The organism is Kribbella steppae, assembly GCF_004342025.1.
Lineage (GTDB): Bacteria > Actinomycetota > Actinomycetes > Propionibacteriales > Kribbellaceae > Kribbella > Kribbella steppae.
The window spans coordinates 541,839-562,364 of record NZ_SLWN01000001.1; the positions used below are offsets into that span (position 1 = coordinate 541,839).

The following is a 20,526-nucleotide window of genomic DNA, read 5'->3' on the forward strand; positions in this document are numbered from 1 at the left end:
TCGACTCACGTGGCCGTAGGCGTGGTAACGGGCCCCTGTCCCTCGACCTGGCCGGCCGGGACGACGAGGGCGGGATCGCTGCCTCCTTGGTCGAGGCGGAACGGCGGATAGACGTCGGTCATCAGGGCCACATAGCCCGCGACGCGTAGGGCCCACCGGTTCATCCCGAGGATGGCGTCGTACAGCGGTCGGGGGTAGGCACCGGTGAACGCGAGGATGACGGCGGCGATGATCACGAGGATGCCGACGAGACCGCCGCTGGCGAAGATGTTCCACTGCCAGCTGTCGGACCGGTTGACGGCCCACATGCCACCGCCGACGAAGATGCCGACAATGATGTAGTGCGGGATCGCCAGCAGCCACCACTTCACCAGGACAAGGCCGCGGGACAGCTGCGCCGGGTAGTCGACCGACAGATGTGCTGGATAGTCCGGGACGTCCTTCAAGGTGAACGGTGGGTACTGATCTGTGCCGAGCGCACCGTAGGCGTAGTAGGTCACTCGCCAGGACCACCGCATCACCCCGACGTTGAAGTCGAAGATGCGGCGTGGGTAGCGAGCGGTGAAGAGGATCGCGAAGAACGCGATGACAGAGCCGACCATGAAGCCGAGCCACAAGAACGCCAGTACGACGTAGTGCGGGATCACGAGGATCCACTTGACCAACCACAGCCATCTGGACGATTTCGGGTCCAGCGCGGCGTTCACATGCACCGGATAGAGCACAGATGTTGTCATGATTGGGCCCCCCTGCGGGTGCCTGGCTGACGCCGGCGCCCTGATCGCTGTCTCCGACGAACACGCCGAGACCAACGTCCGCATACGCCCTAGGATTCTCACCATCCTCGGGAGTACAGCCCCTGTCAATGGCCGCGTCCGGTGGCCAGAAGCCACCCGCCCACGCATTTGACTTCAAGTTCGCTTGAAGGACTTGACTGCGTTCATGACCACAGCAGATCTGGCACGTCAGACCGACCTCGAGGCGATCAATCAGGTGGTTGCCACCGTCGAGCACTCCACCCGCAACGAGCTGCCCGAGGAGTTCCTCGGCTTGTTCCGCGCCGATGCGATCTGGACGACCGGCGGTGGCAAGAAACTGCTCGGGCTGGAAGAGATCTCGGCATTCACCCATCAGGTGCTCCCCGGCGGCATGAAGGGGCAGGGTCTGTCGGTCGACATGACGGTGGTGCATGTGCTGTTCATCCGCCCCGATGTCGCCGCCGTCAAGGTGCGCCAGCAGTACAGCAAGCTCGACGGCCGGCCAGTGGACGACGAGAGCATCGTCTTCAACGAGGGCACCCCGCTGTTCGTCATGTCCAAGGAGGACGGGCAGTGGCGCTTGGTCGCCTGCCAGAACACCGAGGTAGTGCCTGGATAGGCCACGTTGGGCCGATCGATAACTTCTGGCCTCCTGGGGGCATCTAACAGGTGTCCTTAGGGGGCACCGTGAAATGTATTCCCACCATCCACATCCGCAGACCGATCCGCACCGCTCTCGCGGTGCTCGCAGTAGCCGCCGTACCGGTGGGAGCCGTCGCTGTACCGGCGCTCGCCGGCCCAGCCACGGCAGCATCCAGGACCGCCGCTGCCGCCACCTGCCCGACCGGCTGGGGTTCATTGCCTGAAGCAAGCACTTTCCAGGGCCTCGGTCACCTGACGAACGTTCGCACCGGCCGGCACGACTGTTTCGACCGGATCGTGTTCGACATCGACGGCAAGCCGTCCTGGTTCCGCGTGGCGTACGTGAACGACATCGGCACCGTCGGCGAGGGCAAGCCCATTCCGCTCCGCGGCGGCGCCAAGCTGGCGATCGTCCTGCTGGCAGCGTCGTACGACGACACGAACCACTACACCTACGACCCGGCGAACTACGACGAACTGACGAACGTGAGCGGCTACCGGACTTTCCGGCAGGTCGTCAGCGCCGGCAGCTTCGAAGGACAGACGACCATCGGACTCGGCGTCCGCGCCCGACTGCCGTTCCGCGTCTTCACTCTCACCGGCCCAGGCTCCACGAGCCGTGTCGTCGTCGACGTCGCCCACAGCTGGTGACGGCGACGCCATGAGGTCACTTCGCACGCAGGCAACCACGAGCAAGACCAACGAGAGGCTCGGCATGTCCAGTCGGCAGCGAAGTGTGGGAGTAGCGATGGCAGCTGCTCTGCTACTAGCGGGAGCGATCCCTGGAACCGCGAACGCGACGACCACCCAGGCAGGCGCCATCAGCGCGGCTTGCCGGATGTTGGTTGGTTCCGTGACGCCTGGCGGTGATCACACGTCGAACCTGCTCACGGCGACGTCACCCATCACGTCACAGCCGCGCCCTGTGCGCCAGAACATCTATCCGGACGGCAAGGTCCGCCTCAGTGGAGCCATGGCGACTGACCCGGACATCCCCGGCTACGACTCGTTGGTCAGCGGCTGGGTCGTGATGGGCTCGACGATGTACCAGAGCGGCTACCGCGTCGGGCTGGACGGTGCGGTCAAGCCAGAGGAAATCGGACTCGCACCCGTCGGTAGTGGCTGGGGTGACATGACCGCCTTCGAGACGGTCAGGTACTACCCGTTCACTCCCAACGGGATGCCCGGGGTGACGAATCAGTACGCACTCCGCGCGGACGGCGTACTCTTCCGCTGGACCATGGGCAGCGCCGCCGGCCGCCCGATCTGGAGCAACAAGCAGTCCGCGCCGGGGTTCGCGGCGGTGAAGACGATGGCCATGATCAGTCAGACGGCCACCTACGACACCTTCCTGGCGACCACCCGAGGTGGAGCGCTCTACACGATCCGGATCCCGCGGACGTCGCCGATGAAGCCGATCGTCAAGCAGGTGCGCAGTTCCACCTGGCAGGGATTCGAGTCGCTCATCATCGAGAAGTGCGGCGTTTACGGGACGTTGGTGCTCGGCATCGACAAGGACACCCGCTCCGGCTATCTGTACGCCGTTGGCCACGCCAACGGCACGTCCACGGTGATCAAGGGCCTCGGCAAGATGCCTGGAACCTTCAGCGACCCGGTCTACTTCAGGCACGTCCTGCGCCCGAACGACGCACCGATGTTGTTCGGCGAATAACGCAACTTCTGATCCTGCGGGCGCATCAAGTTCAGTAGGAACAAACCCCTTGTGCGCGCCGAGAGGCGCGCACAAGCCAACCGGGGGAAGCGATGGTCACCACGCGGAGTACACGCAGGCAGGGCGGTGCAGCCGTACTCGGGCTGGCTCTGCTGGCGGTAGGCTTGGCCCCGGGAACGGCGGGTGCGGCAAGGCAGGTCGCGGAGGGGTCGACGACAGCCACCGCCGCTTGCAAGATCAGCCTCGCGTCGGTCACAGCCGATGGTGATCACGGAGGCCAGGACGTCACGGCGACCTCGCCGCCGACGGCCACCAGCCGCCACACCGTCAGGGAAGGGGTGCTCCCGGCCGGACAGGCGAGGCTCAGCAGCACCTTCGTCGTCGAGCCCGACACTCAGGGGAACGACATCTCCGGCCGCACGATCCTGGGCGATTCGATGTACGACGTGGCCTACGAGACCCACTGGGGCGGCGAGACCGACCCCGTGGGGCCGCCTCGGCTCACCAAGGTCGGTGGTGGCTGGGGTGCTTTCACCGCCTTCGAAACCTCCAACTACGAGACATATGCCGCTGGGCGGAGCACGCAGTACGGCCTGCGCCGCGACGGCGTGCTGTTCCGGTGGACGGTCGACGGCAAGCGCATCTGGCACAGAGCCGGCTCGTACGCCGGATTTGCGTCGGTGAAGACGATGGCGCTGATCAGCAAGACGCGCACGTACGACACCTTCTTGATGAACACTCGCGGCGGGGCGCTCTACACCGTCCGCATCCCGATCAGTTCGCCGATGAAGCCGGTCGTCAAGCTCGTGCGCAGTACGACCTGGCAGGGCTTCGAGTCGTTCACTGCACAGAAGTGTGGCCAGTACGGCGTACTGCTCCTCGGCATCGACAAGGACACCGGCGCCGGCTACCTGTACGCCGTTGGCCACGCCAACGGCACCTCCACGGTGATCAAGGGCCTCGGCAAGGTCCCCGGCACTTTCAACGACCCGGTCTATTTCCGCTGGGGCGTCATACCGGTCCTGGACCCGATCTTCGGCGAGTAGCACCGACTTGGGGCGCTGCGGAGGCTCAGCCCTCCGTGGCGCTTTCTCTTCGGAGTAGAACCAGCCACCCGGTGTTGGCCGAGGCACCATCCTGCAGTCGCCGGGGTCTGCGCATTAGGGTTGCTGGTGTGGATGGAGCCGGCGCCGCGTTTTCGGCGGCTGACGTGAGTGAGGCGTTGGGCGTTCGGGTCGTTGGCGTGGATGTGGTTGAGAGGTTTGCGGCGTCAGCGGCTGAAGTTGCACGGCTGCGGGTTCGCTGTGCGGACCCAGACGAGCTCAGTGTGATTGGGAAGTGGGCAACGGGCGCGGGTGTTGTCGGGGCTCGGCGGGAGTTGCTGTTCTTCGAGCAGCTTGCGCCGCGGTGGGATCATCCGGCGCCGCAGTTGCTGGGTGTCTGTGATGCCGGCGAGGGTGTCCTGCTGTTGAGCGAGGACTTGGACGCGGCTGGCTACCGCTCCCCCGGCGGGAGCGTCTCAGAGGCACAGTTGCGCGGGACCATCGAGACACTTGTGGGTCTACATGCCTGCTTCTGGAACGACGTACCGCTCGACGCCAGGCAGTCTGAGTTGTCTGTGACCAGTACGGCGCAAGCCTGGCCGCCGGAGGTGATCGCACGGCACGCTACGGCGGTGCGGGACGAAGCGGAGAGGTTCTTTGCTACGGACACCGAACTCGACGCCGGCGAGCGTGCGGAGCTCGAGGACATCCTTGGGGCGTGGGAGCGGCAATTCCAGGTACGCGTCGCTGGTGGAGCCGCGATCACGTTGATCCATGGGGATTTCCACTTTCTCGGCAACGTGTTCTTCAGGCCGGACGACGTACGGCCGAAGGTCATTGATTGGTCGGAGGCGAAGCCTGGGCTCGGGCCGCACGACCTTGCGTATTGCCTGACTGTAGTGCCGACTGAAGACCGCCTCGCGCGGGATCGAGTGCTGCTGCGGCGTTATTGGGACGGGTTGCGAAGCGCCGGAGTCGGCGACTACAGCTGGGAACTCTGTGAGTGGGACTTCCGGTTCTCGGCGATCAGCAATCTGTTTCAGTCCGTCTTCCAGCGCAGCGCGAAGTGGTATCGCAAGTCGCTGGCCGAGATCGAGGCACTCGGCTCCCGCGAGGTGCTGGCCGCGCCACCTTCACTGCCGATCTGAGTAGTTCAGCGCATGTGGAGCACCCGGTGGCGAAACGACTATAAGCACATGACAAAGCCGATTCAGCCATCGACCACCGCCGCGTATTACGCCCAGGCCGTTCTGTCGTTCGCACTCTCGCTGACGGCGATGGGGCTCGCGCTGATCTATACCCCCGCACCGGGCTGGGTACGAGCGTTCCTGACCCTCGGTCTCCTGTACGTCGTCACGTCGACAATCACCCTCTCCAAGGTCATCCGCGACCGCCAGGAGATGTCAGAAGTCACCAACCGCGTCGACCAGGCCCGACTCGACAAACTCCTCGCCGAACACGACCCCTTCAAAGTCGACGCCTGAACCAGCACAACCGTCGAGCGATGCTCCAACCTGTGAGGTCAGGGGCAGGTCTTTTGGTAGGGGTGGTCGGGGAAGGCTTGTGTCCACTCGGTGGGGGTTAGGTTGCGGCCCGCCATTGCGCAGGCTTGGGTGAGGATGCGGGCAGTGCTGGTGTCCCAGTGGTAAACCTTGCCGTCGTACGCCGGGATCGCGATCACGTCACCGTCTTGGGTGAAGATCGGGCCGACCGGGATCGGGGCGGCTTCGCTGGCGGTGGCCCCTGTGAGCAGGTTGTCCAGGGTTTTGGCGTCCCAGACGGTGACGGTGCCGTCGGCGGCGCCGGAGACGAGGCGGGCGCCGTCCGGGGAGAATCGGATGCTGATGCCCTGCGCCCGGTGGCCGGTGGTTGGGGCGACGGTGACCGCACCGGAGCGGGTGTCGATGGTGAAGACGCCACTGGTCCCGGTACCTGCGATCAGTCGGCCATCAGATGAGTAAGCGGCTGCGTTGACCGACATCGCCAGGTCGCCTTCCACGACGACCTCGCCGGTGGCTGCCCGGACGATTCGCCACGACATCGTGGCGCCGCTCCTACCGTCCTGGAAGAGTACTGCGGTCTCACCGTCCGGGGATGCTGCCGTGCAGCAGTCTGCGATCCAGCCGTGCGTCACGTCTTCCACCGTCATGTCAGCGTCGAGATACGTGGTGCCTTCGTGTGTGCCGGCGACGATGCGGTTGCCGTGGTTGACGTAGCCGACGGAGCCCACGTCCCGAGTTTCCTTCTGCAGTACCTTGCCGGTCCGGGCGTCAAAGACCGCAACCAGGTGGAGGCCATGGACGACGAGGCGCTGGCCGTTCGGGTGCCACGACGCCGGCACCTGCGCTTCGCCTTGGAGTTCAAGGTCGAGACTGGTCGGTGGTGTCATCCGGCCGGTGGCTACGTCAGCGATGCTGACCCACGACGTGCCAGCCTCGTTCCACAGATAGGCGATCCGCTGCCCGTTGCCTGAAGCAAGTACGTGGAGGTATCGGCGCGACGGCGCACCCTGTGTCCAGCGAACATACCGCCGTTGGCCGCCAAGATCATAGGCGCGCAGGATGCCCTTGTCGCCGGCCGTGTACAGCGTCCGGCTGTCCGGGCTGAAGGCAACCGCCCATGACACCTCTGCGCTGCGAAGGCGTTGCACTACTTGGCCCGTGGCCAGGTTCCAGATGATGATCTCACCACCAGAATGAGCCGTAGCCAGCAGCTTGCCGTCAGCCGAAAAGGCGGCGTCGCGCGGTGGATCTGCAGTACTGCGCAACACTCTGACGGTCTCCCCGGTCTGCGCATTGACCACCGTTGTCGTGGTCCGGTCGTTCCGGATCGGGCCGGGATGCAGATAGGCCAGCAGGTCGCCGCCCTTGGAAACTTCGATGATCGGAAGACCGATAGTGGAGTCGACAATCGGACCGCCGAACAGATCCTGCCGCTGCCACTTCTGCCGTCCGGTAGCCACGTCGAACGCGGTGAGGAACCAGGGTTTGTAGACCGTCCGACCGTCGGGGCTGATCACCGCCCGCTGGGGCCCGATGCCCAAAGCGAGCCTGTGTGGCGGCCGATCGAGTGCAGCGAGGTCCCACACCAGAGCGAACGCCGGTATCACGTCCCAGTCATCTCCCGGTGCTTCCTGCAGACCGATGGCAAGGTAGCGGCCGTCCGCGCTGAAGGCCAGGTTCTTCAACCGCGGTACGGCGACCGTCGGGAAGATAGGCTGCGCTTTCACCGGCTCGAGATTGTCTGCAGTCAACAATCGGATCGGCGATCTAGGGTCGATCGCGGTGCCGTCGTGCTCTCCCGCGATCACAGCGATCAGGCGGCCATCAGGGCTGAACCGGGGTCGGGTGTAGATGTCCAGGTTCTCGGCGACTGGGGCAAAGGTGTACGACTTGAGCACCTTTCCCGACGGTGCGTCGTACAGGTTGAAGGTCGCCTTGTTGTCGCCGGAGACGATGCGGGTGCCGTCGGGTGAGACGTCGAGGTTCTCGGCCTCGGTGCGGCCGAGCGGGGCGCGGGTGGAGCGGAGGAGGAGTGGGTTCTTGTTGATTGCGGCAACCAGGTTGGCTCGGGTCTCGGGGGCGTCGTCGAGGCGGACGCCTTGAGCGGCGAGGAGGAGCGACTGGCTGATGTCGTCGGTCACCAACGCGCGGGCGCCGACTTGGCGAGCGAGTTCGCGGTTGGCCGCTAGTTCGGCTTTGTCTGCTTGGCGTACGGCGACCAGGCCGGCGATGAGGGCGCCGAGCAGAAGAACGGCCGCGGTGGCGAGGGCGGCGCGGAGGCGGCGGTTGACTCGCTGCTGCAAGCGGGCTCGGGTCTCGGCCGCGCGGAGCTCGGTCTCGGACAATCGCTTGCTTGCGGCAAGGAAGTCGTCCTCGGTCGCGGTCAGGGTTGGCGTCGTACGTTCTCGCCAGTCGAGGGCTTTGGCGAGGCGGACGCCGCGGTAGAGCTCACTCTCGGGCCGGTCGAGGTTGTTCCACGAGTCGGCGGCAACCGCGAGGTGGTGCAGGATGCGCTGGCCTTCGAGGTCGTCCTCGAGCCAGCCGCGGAGCCGGGGCCAGGCGCGCACCAACGACTCGTGCGCGATCTCGACGACGCCGGCGTCACTCGTGAGCAACCGCGACGACACGAGCAGGTCGATCATCTGATCGTCCGCGGGACGTGTCACGACGAGCCGGCGCGGCAGGCGGCTGCGGATCGGTTCACCTTCCGGGCCAGGGGCGACCAGGCGCAGCAACAGGTCGTGCAGGACTGCCCGCTGCTCCGGAGAGATCCGTTCGTGCACCTCTTCGGCGGACTGAGCGACGGCGCTGCGGATACCGCCGGAGTCGTTGTAGCCCCCGACGGTGAGCGTGCGACCTTCGCGACGTTGCCAGGTTTCGCGAAGGGCGTGCGACATCAACGGCAGTGCGCCCGGTTGGTCGGTGACCTCATTGACGAGCAGGTCGACCAGCCCCGGTTCGACGACCAGCGATGACAGCCGGGCGGGTTCCTCGATCGCTGCGCGCAGGTCGTCCTGTGTCATACCCGACAGGAGGTAGAGGCCGCGCTCGACGAGTCGCGCGAAGGCCGGATGAGCAGAGACGTCAGCGAGTCGGTCGGCCCGGATCGACATGATCAGAGGTGCCTGGTGGGCGCTCAGAGCGGCTAAGAAGGTCTCACGTTCGCGAGTGTCCTGGCAAAGCGAGAACACCTCCTCGAACTGGTCCACGAGAAGAGCCGCCGTACCAGGCATCGCAGCCGCCAGCGCGGCGACCGGATGCGGACCCGGCGACATCACCACGACCTGCTTGCCGTCCCGGCGCAACGCGGCCGCCACACCGGCCCGGACGAGCGAGGACTTGCCGCACCCCGACGGCCCAGCGACGGCCAGGACCGAGGTATCGGTCAGCTTGCGCAGGCACGCCGCGATGTCGGCGTCGCGGCCGAAGAAGGTGTCCGCGTCCTCGACGTCGTACGACTTCAACCCTGGGTACGGGCAGATCAGACTCGGTTCCGGCAGGGCGCTCTCCGCCACGAGGGACGGGTCTTGGCGCAGGATCGCCTGCTCCAGTGCGTCGACGTCCGCGTTGGGATCGAGGCCGAGGTCGCGGCTCAGTACGGTCCGCAGGCGGCGGATTGTCGACAATGCTTCGCCCTGACGGCCAGCCTGGTACTGCGCTGTCGCGAGTAGGACCCAGCGACGTTCGCGCAGCGGGGCCTCGGTCACGAGTGCTTGTGCCTTCGCGAGCACCTTTTCGTGCTGACCCGATCGCAGCGCCGACTCGACGTACAACTCGTCGGCGGTGTGCCGCAACTCGATCAGTCGCGAAGCCTCGATCCGGGCCGGGTCCCAGCCGTCCAACTCGGTCAGCGGCCGGCCACGCCACAGCGTCAGCGCGTCCGCGAGTACGACGGCCGATCGCTCCGGCTCGCCGGTCGCCAGCAACGCACGAGCTCGTACCACCGCGCGATCGAATCGCTGAGCGTCGATCTCGTCGAGCGGCACGACGAGCCGATACCCGAGCGGCAACGTCTCGATCGCGTGCGTGCCCAGGACCTTGCGGAGCCGAACCACGCAGCCCTGCACGACTTTGTGCCAGGACGGCGGCAGTCGCTCGCCGCCCCACAACACGTCGGCGAGCTGCTCTGCGCTGACGACCTCCCCAGGATGTACGGCCAGTGCAGCGACCACGACCCGGTCACGTCTCCCGAGAGTCTGATCCCCCTCGATCGTGAGCGGCCCCAATACATCGATGCCCACCTCTCGACTGTCGACCTCCGCCGACAAGCCGTCAACGGCCGCGTTACCGCCGTGATACCGCGGTCAGGCGCCGCGATACCGCCGTACGCGACAACTGGAGCACCGGACGTACGGCGTACCTGGACCGCAGCCAAGCGGCCCCGCCGGACGTGCGGCAAGGAGAAGGAATCATGAACCACCGCATCACGGCGATCGCAGTCATTCCCTTCGCGTTCGCATTCGCAACGGCCGCACCGGCGACGGCGAGCCCGTGGGATCCCACACCGACACCGCAGCAGGTGGAGCCGTGGCCGGACGAGGGGTCCGGTTATCCCGGGTACGCCGACCAGCAGGTACCAGCCGAGACGGTCAATCAAGTGACTGCACTCCACGCCACCTCGGTCGCCCTCGGCGCAATCGGCGGCATCACGCTCGCCGGAGCCGCGCTCGGCATCACCCTCGCCGTCCAGCGCCGCCGCGACCATCTGCCTTCCACCCAAGGCATCTAGCCCGTTCTGTTGGATCATCCGAATCACCGCGCAGTTCCTCGAAGAACTGCGCGGTGGCTACACGTCAGGTTCGGACGCGGAGGAAGGCGACGTAGTGGAGGGTGTCGTGATCGGTGATGTTCACGAGGTCCCAGCCGACGGGGTCGAGCATTTCGACGGCGCTGAGCACCAGGTCGATCGCGGCGGTGCTGACGTGTCCCCCACCGTGCACTGCGATGTGGCGGAACGGGTAGCCGTCGAGGCGGATCTCACCGCTCAGGATCTGGGCCGCGGGGAACAGACGCGGCGGGCGAGGCGGCACCCCTTGCAGCTGGGACATGCACCACACCCTAGAGGGCGCCGGAGATCGCCTTCTTGCGGAGCTCGGAGCGGTAGGCCTCGAGGGCGATGAGCTCGCCGAACATGCGGTTGTAGTCGTCCGCCCGGTCGATCGGGTTGGTGCGCTGCAGCTTCGACTTGAGGTCCTGGATCCGGCGCGCGCAGGTCAACTCCTGCAACCGGGCCAGCAGCGCCAGCGCATACGCCTCGTCCGGATCGCGGCCCAGCCGGAGCGGGTCGACGGCCAGCGCGCCGACCACCGCCGCGGCGGGATCGTTGCCGATGGCATCGCGTACGGCGACCACCCAGGCCTCACCGGGAGCCGCGGCCGCCGGACCACCCGCCTTCGCCATCGCGGACCGGATCGCGGCCAGCCACGGATGCGTGAAGTCGTGGTCGTCCAACTCGTCGAACGCGACACCCACCAGCGCCGGATGCTGCATCGCGATCTTCAGCACGTCCCACTCGATCACGAACCGCTGATCCCGCGGCGACGGCACATCCACCCGTGGCGGCGGCGGAGGAGCTTCCCCTTGTACGACGACCGGCTGCTGCGGCCGATCGTTCGACACAGCGGCAGCGGGACGCGACGCCGCGCGGTACACCTCGGTGCGAACCTGGTCGACCTCCAGCCCGAGGTGCCCGGCGAGCTCACGGGTGAACGCGTCCACCTTCGACCGGTCGCGGATGCTGACCACCAGGCGAGCGGCGTCGCGCAGCGCGTCGATCCGGGTGTCCGCGCGGTCCAGGTCGTACTTCGACAGCACGTTTGCGAGCACGAACCGGTACAGCGGCACCCGCCGGCCGATCAGCTCGCGGACCGCGGCGTCACCCTTCTGCAGCCGCAGGTCACACGGATCCAGCCCGTCCGGCTCCACCGCGACGTACGTCTGCGAGGCGAACGCCTGGTCCCCCGCGAACGCCTTCAGCGCCGCCCGCTGGCCGGCCTCGTCACCGTCGAAGGTGAAGATTACCTCGCCGCGGAACTGGTCGTGATCCAGCAGCAACTGCCGCAACACCCGCGCGTGGTCGTCGCCGAACGACGTACCGCAGGTGGCGACGGCCGTCTGGACACCGGACAGATGACACGCCATCACATCGGTGTAGCCCTCGACGACCACGGCCTGGCGGCCCTTCGCGATCTCGCGGCGGGCGAGGTCGACGCCGTACAGGACCTTGGACTTCTTGTAGATCGGGGTCTCGGGGGTGTTCAGGTACTTCGCTTCGATCCTGTCGTCGTCGAAGAGCCGCCGGGCGCCGAACCCGATCACATCGGACGACGCGTCCCGGATCGGCCACATCAGCCGACCGCGGAACCGGTCGTACAGCCCGCGCTGGCCGTCCGCCGACAGTCCGGACGCGACCAGCTCGGCGTTGGTGAAGCCGCGACCCCGCAGATGCGCGGTCAGCGCCTCACCGCCGCGCGGGGAGAACCCGACGCCGAAGTGCACGGCCGCGTCCTTGTCGAACCCGCGCTTGTCCAGGAACTGCCGCCCGAGCGTCGCGTCGGGCGCGCCGAACAGCTGCTCCACGAAGAACTCGGCGGCGACCTTGTGCGCCTCGACCAGCCGGGGCCGCTGGTTCGCCGGGCCGCGGTGGATCGGCGCGCCGGAGTCGTCGTACCGGAGCTGGATACCGACCTTCGAGGCCAGCGTCTCGACCGCCTCGTGGAAGCTGATCTGGTCGATCTTCTGGATGAAGTCGATGACGTCGCCGCCCTCTTGGCAGCCGAAGCAGTAGAAGAATCCGCGCGACGGGGTGACGTTGAACGACGGCGACTTCTCGTCGTGGAACGGGCACAGACCCTTCAGCGACCCACCGCCGGCGTTCTTCAAGGTCACGTACGAGCCGACGATGTCGTCGATCCGGGCTCGCTCGCGCACCAGCGCGACGTCCTCGTCCTTGATCCGGCCTGCCACGCCGTGAGTCTAGCCGGGCCGATCGCATAGGTTGGCGGGCATGCCACGAACTCTTCGCCCAGGTCAGCGCTCCGAGCTGTACGTCGTCGACGTGAGCACCGGCGACCGGCGGCTCGTCCACAGCTCGACCACCCTGCTCTTCGAGGCGCCGAACTGGACCGCGGACGGCCGGCTCGTCGTCAACGGCGACGGCCGCCTGTTCAGCGCCGCGTCGGACGGGCTGACCGAGATCGACCTCGGCGGGGTGCCGCCGATCAACAACGACCACGTCCTGAGCCCGGACGGTACGACGATCTACGTGTCGGCCGACGATGGGCATCTGTACGCCGTACCGCTCGAAGGCGGCGCTCCGCGGCGGGTGAGCAACGACCGCGGACCGGGTTTCCACCACTACCTGCACGGGGTCTCGCCGGATGGCCGGACGCTCGCCTACATCGGTCTGGAGCAGGTGGGCGACCGCCGGGTGACCAACGTGTGGACAATCCCGACGGCCGGCGGCGCCGACGTCCAGGTGACGAACGACGAGCATGCGGACGACGGCTCGGAGTACAGCCCGGACGGGAAGTGGATCTACTTCAACTCCGAGCGGGCGTCCACGACGCCGGGTCACGCCCAGCTGTTCCGGATCGCGGTCAGCACCGGCGAGGTCGAGCAACTGACCTTCGACGAGCGGGTCAACTGGTTCCCGCACCTCGCACCGGACGGCTCCGCGATCGCCTACGTCAGCTTCCCGCCCGGCATCCGGGGGCATCCCGCGGACGTGGACGACGTACGCCTGCGCCTCCTGAGCCCGGACGGTGAGATCCGCGAGATCGCGACGCTGTTCGGCGGCCAGGGCACGATGAACGTGCCGAGCTGGTCGCCGGACAGCAAGAGCTTCGCGTACGTCGCGTACCCGCTCTAAACGTCGGCCAGGTCGATCGACGCGTCGGCCAGCCGTGCGGGATCGAGCTGCTTACCTGACCGGATCAGATCCTGGATGGCGTCGGTCGCACCCCAGGTGTTGACGTGCATCCCGGCCAGCAGACGCCGGTCGTCGTCGAGCCAGAAGGCGAGATACGCACCCGAGGCCGGATCACCGCGCAGCACCACCTGGTACGACGCTCCGCGCGGAACGTCGCCGGCGTACTCCATGCCGAGGTCGTACTGGTCGGTGAAGAAGAACGGGAGCGCGTCGTGCGCGACGTCCTGACCGAGGATCGCCTTCGCCGCGGACTTCCCGGTGTCCTTCGCGCTCTGCCAGTGCTCGACCCGGACCGGCCGGCCGAACAGCGGGTGCTCCCACCGGACCACGTCGCCGGCCGCGTACACGTCCTCGGCCGAGGTGCGCAGGTCCGGACCGGTGACGATGCCGGACCCGTTGTCCGGCGTGGCGACCTCGATACCGGCGTCCGCAGCGAGCTCGGTGTTCGGCTGCACGCCCACGCCGACGATGACCAGATCCGCCGGGATCACCTCACCATCGGAGGTCCGCACCCCGGCCACCTTGTCGGTGCCTTCGAAGCCCTCGACCCCGGTGTCGAACCGGAGGTCCACACCGTGCTGCCGGTGCAGGTCAGCGAACAGCTCGCCGACCTGCTCACCGAGTACGGCGGCCAGCGCGGTGGACTGTGGCTCGACCACGGTCACCTCGCAGCCGCGTTCCCGCGCGGCCGATGCAGCCTCGAGGCCGATCCAGCCGGCGCCGACCACGACCACTCGCGGCTTCGCGGCGTACGCATCGGTCAGAGCCTGCGACTCGTCTGCCGTCCGCAGGTAGTGGATACCGGGCAGGTCGGCACCTGGCAAGTCGAGACGCCGTACGCGGCTGCCGGTGGCGATCAGCAGCTTGCTGTAGGACACCTGTGAGCCGTCGTCCAAGGTGACGGTGTGGGCCGCGGTGTCGATACCGGTGACGGTCGTGCCGAGTCGCAGGTTGACGTTGTTGTCGTCGTACCACTGCTGGTCGTGCAACTGCGCGACGTCGGTCTGGTCCTTGCCGAGCAGGACGCCCTTGGACAACGGTGGTCGCTCGTACGGCAGCTTGGTCTCGCTGCCGATCAGGACGATGCCGCCGGTCCAGCCGTCGTTCCGGAGCTCCTCGGCCGCGGTCGCCCCCGCGAGACTCGCGCCGACGATGACAATCTGCTCTGCATCAGTCATACGCACGACATTAGGCCCTCGCTCGGTGTGCGTCAGTCCCGGGCGCGCGCCTCGTGGACCGGGGCGCGGACGCCTCGTGGACCGGGGCGCGGGCGCCTCGTGGATCGGGGCGGCGCGCTGTCTCGTGGGCCGGGTCCCGGCGCGCCCGAGCCCTTGCCGCGTCCCGCTCGGATGACTACCTTGTCGCAGGACATCAGACGTCCTATGTCATGCCAGGAGAGCTATGCGCAAGACCACCTCAGGTCGCTTCGCGGCCGCCGCCCTGCTCGCCGCCGGCGCGCTGCTGGCATCCTTCGCCGCCCCGGCCGCGTCCGCCCGCACTGCCCCGGAGTCACCACCCACCGCACCCTCAACTCAGGCCCCGACCGCATCCGCATCCGCGTCCACGCCCGCGACCGCGCCAACGTCCGCGTCCGCCTCCAACGGTCCGCGAACCACCGCCGACGTACCAACCTCGCAGGCTGCCCCGTTCGTCGACGACAACGTGCTGTTCGAACAGAAGACGAACGGATACGCGTGCTTCCGCATCCCGGCGATCGTGCGGGCGGGCAACGGCATGGTGCTGGCGTTCGCCGAGGGCCGGGTCGCGGACTGTGGCGACGACGGCGACATCGACGTCGTCCTGCGGAGATCGACCGACGGCGTACTCGGATCTGGTCCGGCTCGACGGTGACCAGGCTGCCTTGCTCTACGAGGCCGGCGTCGCGACGCCGTACGAGACGATCCGGTACGCGCGGTTCAACGAGGCCTACCTGGCGACGCCGAACGGCACTCCCCCGGGCATCCCGGGACCACCGGCGCCAGGTCCACTGACGCCTGATGTCGGTCCGGCGCACAACCCGGCGTACGTACGCGGCGGGGGCGACAGTTGCCGAGGGCAAGTTCGGCACCGGGCTCGCGTTGGACGGTGTGGACGATCGGGTCGAGGTGCCGTTCGACCGTTCGATCGATGTTGGCGCGCAGGACTTCACCATGATGGCGTGGATCAAGTACGGCGCCGCCACCGGATCACACGCGATTCTGTGGGCCTACCGCACCGGATCGGGGACGACACCGCAGGTCTGGCTCCGCGCCGAACCGGAGGCGGCCGACAACCGAAATCCACGACTCGACGCCCGAGGGCGGAGCCGGATGAGGGGTGCGGTCAGTCGACCAACTGGATGTGCCAGGCCTGGGCTGAGGGGTCGGTGAGGGAGGAGACCTGGTCGACGATGACGCGGAGGCGGGCGTTGTCGTCGGGAGCGTCGGCGAAGTCGGCTTTGAAGGCGGTGTCGAGGTGTAGCGGCGCGGACTTCCAGAGTGCCTCGACGAGTTCGGTGAGGAGCTCACGTTGGGAGGCGCGGCGGGCTTGGCGTTCCGGCGAGTTGAGGACGTGGAACATACCGACACCCTTGAGCAGACCGATCTCCACGCGGATGCCGTCGGGGACGATCAGGTCCGCCTCGTAGCGGATCAGGCGTGAGCGGCCGAAGACGGCGTGGGTCGCCTGCTCGGCAGCGGTGCAGAAGCGCCCGATCAGCTGACTGGTCAGGTCCTTCAGCCCGCCGAGCGCCCGCCGGCTGTCGTCGAACGACGCCCCCGGCCAGTACGGCAAGCCGGTCAGCCGCCGCCACCCCTCGTCCAGCACCGCATCTGTTGCCTCCGGCAAATACAGCCGCCGGACGATCTCCCAGTACGGCGCCCGGTCCGCATCCACCGCGGCCAGGTCGATGTGGTGGGCAACGATCCCGTCCTCGACGTCGTGCACCGAGTAGGCGACGTCGTCGGCGAAATCCATCACCTGCGCCTCCAAGCACCGCCGTTCGCCGACGCCCTGACGCAACCACTCGAAGACCGCGAGATCATCGTCGTACACACCGAACTTCCGCTCGCCCGTCCTCCTGGGCCACGGGTACTTCGTCGCGGCGTCGAGCGTTGCCCGGCTGAGGTTGAGACCGACACTGCGACCGGCCGGGTCGAACGCCTTCGACTCCAGCCGGGTGAGTAGACGCAGCGTCTGCGCGTTTCCCTCGAAGCCGCCGATCTCCGCCGCGACCTGGTCGAGCGCCCGCTCACCGTTGTGCCCGAACGGCGGATGACCGAGGTCATGCGACAGACAGGCGGCGTCGACGATGTCCGGATCACAACCGAGCGTCAAGGCGAGTTCCCGGCCGATCTGCGCGACCTCGAGGCTGTGCGTCAGCCGATTGCGAACGAAGTCGTCACTACCGGCGGTGACGACCTGCGTCTTGGCCGCCAGTCGCCGCAGTGCGGCACTGTGCAGTACGCGCGCACGATCGCGAGCGAAGGCAGTCCGCCCGGGCCGCTTGACCGGCTCTGCCACCCATCGCTCGGCGTCATGCTCGTCGTACCACTCATGCTGCTTCCTCATCACAGCTCACAGTAGCCGCCACGACCGACACTTTTCGTGAACAGCGCATGACACCACGGCCAGCGGGAACCCGAAGAAAAGTAAGGGCCAGGTCGAGAACGCCGCGCGAGCTCCGACGTCCCGATCATGACCAAGAAGAGGCAACGACAGGACACAGTCATGAAGGACGCCAGCACGGCAACGACCCTTCCTCCGGTCGTCGACCGCGAGAGCTTCGAAGCAGAGATCGAAGAACTCCGAGTCCGGGAGAAGGCGCATACCCACGAAGGTGACGCGATCGCCGCGGCCCGGCGGCGCCTGCCGATGGTCGAGGTGGATGCCAAGACCGAGCTGATCGGGCCCAACGGACCGCTCACCCTGCTCGACGCGTTCGAAGGGCGCCGGCAACTCATCGCCTACTACTTCATGTGGCACCCCGGGCACCCCGCGGCCGAACAGTGTCAGGGCTGCACCTGGTGCAACACCCATGTCTCGGAGCTGTCCTACCTGCATTCGCGCGACATCACGTACGCCGTCTTCTGCCAGGGCCCGTACGACGAAAGCCGCCGGTACCACGACTTCATGGGCTGGACCATGCCGTGGTACTCGGCCGTGGCCTCCCTCGACACCCTCCTCGTCGGCCGCGCCATCGGCTCGATGCATCTCGTCTGCTACGTACGCGACGGCGACCGGGTGTTCGAGACCTGGTGGACGACCGTCCGTGGCGTCGAGGTGATGGACAACAGCTACTCGCTGATGGATCTCACGGTCTACGGGCGCCGAGAGACTCACGAGGACTCCCCCGAGGGCTGGCCGCAAGAGTGGGAGCCCGGCGGCCTGACCGCCGACGGACGCCCCATCTCCCAGTGGTCCCGCCTCGAAGCCGGCCGCCCCGACGATCTCGCTGCCGACCACTAAAACCGCCGACCACTTAAGGCGACAGGCAATACCGCAACCAGACGACACCGCCTTCGAAGACCTCGGTGCCGGCGGGCTGAAGGTCGAGGCGGTGGCCGTCGGACCAGCGTTGGCCGGTGCCGACGACGACCGGGTGGACCAGGAGCGCGAGCTCGTCGACAAGACCGAGATCGAGGAGGGCGCCCAGCAGTACGCCGCCCGAGTCGACGCGGACGACCCGAGCGCCACGTGAGCCGAGGACATCCAGGGTCTCGACGAGGTCCACCCGGTCGTAGCCGGTGACGAGCTCGCTGATGGTGCTGTCTGGCGGTCGCGCCGGCGTCTGGTCGGCGTACAGGGCAAGTACGTCGGACCAGTAACCGAGGTGTCGTAGGCCCTCCCACTCACGGACGCGCGCCCGGCTGTCCACCACGGCGAGCAACGGACCCTCCGGCCGCGGACCCGGATGCGGCGCCGAGCGTACGGCGGCCTCCTGCGCCAGGATCGTGTCGGCGCCGACCAGCGTCACGTCTTCCTGCCACAGCGTCGCCAGCGCATAGAAGCGCGCGACGTCGATGTCGAACCCCGACGTCCTCCCGTCGAGCGACACCGCTACCTGAGCCACCACATGAGGCCGCATGCCGGACAAGCTATGCGCCGCCACCGACAGTCCGCCTTGTTGCAGAGACTCATTTGCAGAGACTACTCTGCAATAATGCGACGGATCGATGCCCGCAGCCTGCGCGGACTCGCGCACCCCCTCCGGATGGACATCCTGGAGGCGCTCGAACTGGACGGCCCGGCCACCTCGACAACGCTGTCGGCACGCCTGGGCGAGAACACCGGCACGATCAGCTGGCACCTGCGGTTGCTCGCCGAGCACGGGTACATCGAGGAGGACGTCGAGCGCGGCACCAAGCGGGAGCGCTGGTGGCGGATCCCGGGCCGGACCGTCCTCGACCCGGCCGAGTTCCGCGACGACCCGGAGACGAGCGGCGCGCTGCACGTCTACCTGCGGCATCTGGTCGAGCGGTACTTCGACCGCGTCCGGACGTACGTCGACGAGAACTGGCCAGGCGAGTGGCAGTACGCGGCCGCCCTGTCCGACTGGCGCGATCTCCGCCTGAGTCCGGAGCAACTGCACGCACTCAACGAGGAGATCGCCGAGGTCATCGACCGCTACACGGCGACCGAACCGACCGGCGACAACGCCGAGCGCGTCATCGTCCAACTCCAGTCGTTCCCGCGGAGGTCCTCCGAGGACGAGTCGACATCCGGCCGCTCGTGAGCCGACCCGCGCAGAACATGAGTCTGCTCCGGCGACACCGGGACTTCAGGCTGCTCTGGATCGGTGAGACGGTCAGCCGGTTCGGCAGCGCGACCTCGACGGTGGCGCTCCCACTCATCGCCATCTCGATGCTCGAGGCAACCACCTTCCAGGTCGGCCTGCTCACCGCGGCCGCCTGCCCTGATCGCCGCGGCCACAAGCGGCGGCATCCTCGGAGCCTTCGCCGGCCGCCGCCTCGCCGCACGCTTCGGCACCGCCCGTGCGTTGCTCCTCTGCGAACTCGGTCTGCCGACTCTCGCGCTCCTGATCCCACTGAGCAGCCTGAGCCCGTGGCTCTACCTGATCGGCGGCTTCGGCGTCAGCCTCGGCGTGGTCGGCGGCAACGTCGTCAAGGCGACGTTCCATCAGTCCTACTGCCCACCCGAACTCCTTGGCCGGCTCGCGGCAACGACGTCGTTCGTGAACTACGGGACGATCCCACTCGGCGCCCTGCTGGGCGGAACGCTCGGCGAACTCCTAGGCCTCAGACCAGCCCTGTGGATCACCACAGCCGGCGTACCGCTGACCGGCCTGTTTCTGTTCTTCTCACCGATCCGTCGACAACGCGACCTGCCGACTCACCAGCGCAGCGTCGTACCGGTCGCCGACTCCAGTCGGGTCCGAATGGACTGACGCGCCAGGTCATAGCCGGCCTGGTTGTCGTGCAGGATCGACGCGAGGTTGGCTGCCTCGTAGTACGCATTCAGGTCGAAGGCCAGCTGCGCCGGATCCGCATCCAGCTCCCCGCGCTCGACTGCCTCGCGTACGACGTCCTCCATCAGATCCATCCACTCACGGTGCACACCGGCCAATGCCTCGTGGACGGCTCCCCCGCGAGCGGCGTACTCATGGGAGACCTTCTGGAAGAAGCAGCCGCCGGGAAACACCCGACGACGCGAGTAGTCGAGCCAGTACTCGCTCAGCTTCCACACTCGCTCGAGCCCCGGCTCCACTGCGAACGCCGGAACGACCACGGAGTCCGCGTAGATGCGTCGCGCAGCCCGGATGGTGGCGAGCTGCAGCTCCTCCTTCGAGCCGAAGTGCGCGAACAGCCCGCTCTTGCTGATCCCGAGCTCGGTGGCCAGTCGCCCGATCGACAGCCCTTCGAGCCCGTCGACCGACGCGATGTCGACCGCCCGGCGCAGCACCGCACGGCGGGTCTGATCCCCTCGCACCAACCGCCCGTCGACCTTCTCCACCACCCGATCCTATTCCGCTTGACCTTGT

At 67.3% G+C, this 20,526-nt stretch carries 21 protein-coding genes; 13 read left to right on the forward strand and 8 right to left on the reverse strand.

The annotated features are described in order from the left end of the window. Nucleotides 1–5: 5 nt before the first annotated feature. A complete protein-coding gene (locus EV652_RS02435; RefSeq protein ID WP_132207271.1) occupies nt 6–737 on the reverse strand; it encodes a DUF4389 domain-containing protein in 732 nt (243 codons plus the stop codon). A 205-nt stretch (nt 738–942) separates the two neighbouring features. Here EV652_RS02435 and EV652_RS02440 point away from each other — a divergent pair, with 205 nt between their 5' ends. The 6 genes from EV652_RS02440 (at nt 943) to EV652_RS02465 (ending at nt 5,599) form a co-directional block, all read left to right on the forward strand. After that, entirely contained in the window at nt 943–1,377 is a 435-nt protein-coding gene (locus EV652_RS02440; RefSeq protein ID WP_132207272.1) for an SgcJ/EcaC family oxidoreductase, read from the forward strand. Between the two features lie 68 nt (nt 1,378–1,445). Further along, entirely contained in the window at nt 1,446–2,051 is a 606-nt protein-coding gene (locus EV652_RS02445) for an AMIN-like domain-containing (lipo)protein (RefSeq protein WP_242001506.1), read from the forward strand. A gap of 97 nt (nt 2,052–2,148) precedes the next feature. After that, complete coding sequence (locus EV652_RS02450) at nt 2,149–3,072, forward strand: hypothetical protein (protein ID WP_242001507.1); 924 nt, start codon at nt 2,149–2,151, stop codon at nt 3,070–3,072. 92 nt (nt 3,073–3,164) lie between these two features. Next, nucleotides 3,165–4,118, forward strand: coding sequence for a hypothetical protein (locus EV652_RS02455; RefSeq protein ID WP_242001508.1), 954 nt, complete (start codon nt 3,165–3,167; stop codon nt 4,116–4,118). 281 nt (nt 4,119–4,399) lie between these two features. Next, nucleotides 4,400–5,263 (forward strand): phosphotransferase family protein, encoded by an 864-nt coding sequence (locus EV652_RS43885; protein ID WP_158441073.1) that lies wholly within the window; start codon nt 4,400–4,402, stop codon nt 5,261–5,263. A gap of 48 nt (nt 5,264–5,311) precedes the next feature. After that, nucleotides 5,312–5,599, forward strand: coding sequence for a YiaA/YiaB family inner membrane protein (locus tag EV652_RS02465; RefSeq protein WP_132207274.1), 288 nt, complete (start codon nt 5,312–5,314; stop codon nt 5,597–5,599). A gap of 38 nt (nt 5,600–5,637) precedes the next feature. Here the strand turns inward: EV652_RS02465 and EV652_RS02470 are convergent, their stop codons facing one another. Then, entirely contained in the window at nt 5,638–9,858 is a 4,221-nt protein-coding gene (locus tag EV652_RS02470; RefSeq protein ID WP_158441074.1) for an nSTAND1 domain-containing NTPase, read from the reverse strand. A 170-nt stretch (nt 9,859–10,028) separates the two neighbouring features. Between EV652_RS02470 and EV652_RS02475 the strand changes: the two genes are divergently transcribed. Then, nucleotides 10,029–10,346 (forward strand): hypothetical protein, encoded by a 318-nt coding sequence (locus EV652_RS02475; RefSeq protein ID WP_132207276.1) that lies wholly within the window; start codon nt 10,029–10,031, stop codon nt 10,344–10,346. Nucleotides 10,347–10,410: 64 nt separating this feature from the next. Here the strand turns inward: EV652_RS02475 and EV652_RS02480 are convergent, their stop codons facing one another. Beyond that, entirely contained in the window at nt 10,411–10,665 is a 255-nt protein-coding gene (locus EV652_RS02480) for a hypothetical protein (protein WP_132207277.1), read from the reverse strand. A gap of 10 nt (nt 10,666–10,675) precedes the next feature. Beyond that, nucleotides 10,676–12,583, reverse strand: a complete 1,908-nt coding sequence (gene dnaG, locus EV652_RS02485) for a DNA primase (protein WP_132207278.1) — start codon at nt 12,581–12,583, stop codon at nt 10,676–10,678. Nucleotides 12,584–12,623: 40 nt separating this feature from the next. Here dnaG and EV652_RS02490 point away from each other — a divergent pair, with 40 nt between their 5' ends. Further along, the gene (locus tag EV652_RS02490; protein ID WP_132207279.1) at nt 12,624–13,487 is read left to right on the forward strand and encodes a TolB family protein; all 864 of its coding nucleotides are present in this window, start codon (nt 12,624–12,626) and stop codon (nt 13,485–13,487) included. On the opposite strand, the gene EV652_RS02495 is transcribed toward EV652_RS02490, so the two are convergent. Beyond that, nucleotides 13,484–14,725 carry an NAD(P)/FAD-dependent oxidoreductase gene (locus EV652_RS02495; RefSeq protein WP_132207280.1) on the reverse strand — a complete coding sequence of 414 codons (1,242 nt, stop codon included), beginning with the start codon at nt 14,723–14,725 and terminating at the stop codon, nt 13,484–13,486. The genes EV652_RS02490 and EV652_RS02495 overlap by 4 nt on opposite strands. A gap of 223 nt (nt 14,726–14,948) precedes the next feature. On the opposite strand from EV652_RS02495, the gene EV652_RS43890 reads away from it, so the two are divergent. Both EV652_RS43890 and EV652_RS02500 read left to right on the forward strand, forming a co-directional pair. Next, a complete protein-coding gene (locus EV652_RS43890) occupies nt 14,949–15,398 on the forward strand; it encodes a sialidase family protein (protein WP_158441075.1) in 450 nt (149 codons plus the stop codon). A 146-nt stretch (nt 15,399–15,544) separates the two neighbouring features. Next, a complete protein-coding gene (locus tag EV652_RS02500; protein WP_132207281.1) occupies nt 15,545–15,916 on the forward strand; it encodes a hypothetical protein in 372 nt (123 codons plus the stop codon). Here EV652_RS02500 and EV652_RS02505 read toward each other — a convergent pair. Further along, nucleotides 15,870–17,096, reverse strand: a complete 1,227-nt coding sequence (locus tag EV652_RS02505) for a deoxyguanosinetriphosphate triphosphohydrolase (protein ID WP_132207282.1) — start codon at nt 17,094–17,096, stop codon at nt 15,870–15,872. The two genes, EV652_RS02500 and EV652_RS02505, sit on opposite strands and share 47 nt — an antisense overlap. 159 nt (nt 17,097–17,255) lie before the next feature. Between EV652_RS02505 and EV652_RS02510 the strand changes: the two genes are divergently transcribed. After that, nucleotides 17,256–17,993, forward strand: coding sequence for a DUF899 family protein (locus EV652_RS02510; RefSeq protein ID WP_132207283.1), 738 nt, complete (start codon nt 17,256–17,258; stop codon nt 17,991–17,993). 13 nt (nt 17,994–18,006) lie between these two features. Here the strand turns inward: EV652_RS02510 and EV652_RS02515 are convergent, their stop codons facing one another. Next, complete coding sequence (locus tag EV652_RS02515) at nt 18,007–18,612, reverse strand: dihydrofolate reductase family protein (protein WP_132207284.1); 606 nt, start codon at nt 18,610–18,612, stop codon at nt 18,007–18,009. 75 nt (nt 18,613–18,687) lie between these two features. On the opposite strand from EV652_RS02515, the gene EV652_RS02520 reads away from it, so the two are divergent. Together EV652_RS02520 and EV652_RS44460 are read left to right on the forward strand one after the other, a co-directional pair. Beyond that, nucleotides 18,688–19,260 carry a winged helix-turn-helix domain-containing protein gene (locus EV652_RS02520; RefSeq protein ID WP_132207285.1) on the forward strand — a complete coding sequence of 191 codons (573 nt, stop codon included), beginning with the start codon at nt 18,688–18,690 and terminating at the stop codon, nt 19,258–19,260. Nucleotides 19,261–19,524: 264 nt separating this feature from the next. After that, the gene (locus tag EV652_RS44460; protein ID WP_199237962.1) at nt 19,525–19,932 is read left to right on the forward strand and encodes a hypothetical protein; all 408 of its coding nucleotides are present in this window, start codon (nt 19,525–19,527) and stop codon (nt 19,930–19,932) included. Here EV652_RS44460 and EV652_RS02530 read toward each other — a convergent pair. Further along, nucleotides 19,878–20,498: a TetR/AcrR family transcriptional regulator gene (locus EV652_RS02530; protein ID WP_242001509.1), complete on the reverse strand. Its 621-nt coding sequence runs from the start codon at nt 20,496–20,498 to the stop codon at nt 19,878–19,880. The genes EV652_RS44460 and EV652_RS02530 overlap by 55 nt on opposite strands. Nucleotides 20,499–20,526 lie beyond the last annotated feature (28 nt).